The organism is Paenibacillus forsythiae T98 (genome assembly GCF_000520735.1).
Lineage (GTDB): Bacteria > Bacillota > Bacilli > Paenibacillales > Paenibacillaceae > Paenibacillus_AQ > Paenibacillus_AQ forsythiae.
Map to the genome: position 1 here is coordinate 1 of NZ_ASSC01000764.1, position 413 is coordinate 413.

1 pseudogene is annotated in these 413 nt (G+C 59.8%); it reads left to right on the forward strand.

Going from position 1 to position 413, the window contains the following annotated elements:
* Positions 1-29 precede the first annotated feature (29 nt).
* A pseudogene (locus tag L692_RS30005) lies at positions 30-413 on the forward strand (hypothetical protein); the annotation flags it as partial.

The window sequence follows — 413 nt, forward strand, 5'->3', positions numbered from 1 at the left end:
ATCCCGCCTATACCGGCGGGTATTTTGGGATGCATGTCTGGAACAGCGCGGCCGTGTTCCAGAATATTCACATGGAAGTCATTGATACCGACACGAAGCCGGGAACGGTGAACAGCAATCTGGGCGGCTGGACGGCGAAGGACAAGGGAACTATCGAAGAGACGCCGGATGGACTCAAACTGTCGTCGGCGGAGAACGGCTTCGCGCTGTCCGCCGAGCAGGGAGAGGATTTCAGCTACGAAGCGGACGTCACCCTGCTTCAGGACAGCGGCGTGGTGTCGCTTGTCTTCCGCTCGAACGACAGCGGGTGGGGCTCGTACATGGTCCAGCTTGATCCGGAAGCGGATATTCTGAAGCTGAAGGACGCAAGCGGCGACCGGGTGCTGAAGACGGAGAGCGTGACGCTGAACGCC